The organism is Myxococcus vastator (genome assembly GCF_010894475.1).
GTDB classification, from domain to species: domain Bacteria; phylum Myxococcota; class Myxococcia; order Myxococcales; family Myxococcaceae; genus Myxococcus; species Myxococcus vastator.
This window is the reverse complement of the sequence record NZ_JAAIYB010000947.1, coordinates 1-615: the sequence shown is the minus strand read 5'-3', so window position 1 is coordinate 615 and position 615 is coordinate 1. Positions and strand designations below refer to the sequence as shown.

The window sequence follows — 615 nt, the reverse complement described above, 5'->3', positions numbered from 1 at the left end:
CGCACAGGGCCCCCGACGTCAAGAGCCCCACCGCGGGCCCGGCCCGGCGCGCCACGAAGGCCACGCTCGCCGCGGCGAGCGGCAGGGCCACCGGCCCCCATACCCACGCGCTCGACAGGTCCGCCGCCATGTCACCCCGCGACGCCGCCGCCCGGGCCGTCGTCCTCGGGCAGGCGCGCCTTGCCCGTCTCCTCGTGGAGCCGCCGCGCCAGCAGCAGCGAAAAGCCCGTGGTGCTCACCGACACGACGATGCCGGTGAGCACCAGCGCGGAGGGCACCGGGTCAGGCGGCTCCACGCGCCGCCCCACGGCCACCAGCACCAGGAAGATGCCGCTGCCCAGGAGGTTGGCGGCCAGCAGCTTGCGCACCAGGTGCTCCCGCGCCAGCAGCCCGTACAGGGCCACGGCCACCACCGCCGCCGCCGCGCCCTGGTACAGCGTCACCGCGCTCACCGCGGCGCCTCCCCGCGCCGTGGCCCCGGCACGTCCCGCCGCCCGGCGAAGAGCACCGCCAGCACCAGCCCGATGGACACCATGGCCACCACCTCGATGAGGATGATGAGCCTGTAGGCCGCGCCGCGCGGATACTCCAGCAGCCGCCCCCCCAGGCCCGTGC

1 protein-coding gene is annotated in these 615 nt (G+C 76.7%); it reads right to left on the bottom strand.

Annotation, left to right across the window (positions count from 1 at the left end):
- Window positions 1-131 precede the first annotated feature (131 nt).
- Window positions 132-452 carry a sodium:proton antiporter gene (locus tag G4D87_RS38490; protein ID WP_163787680.1) on the bottom strand — a complete coding sequence of 107 codons (321 nt, stop codon included), beginning with the start codon at window positions 450-452 and terminating at the stop codon, window positions 132-134.
- Window positions 453-615 lie beyond the last annotated feature (163 nt).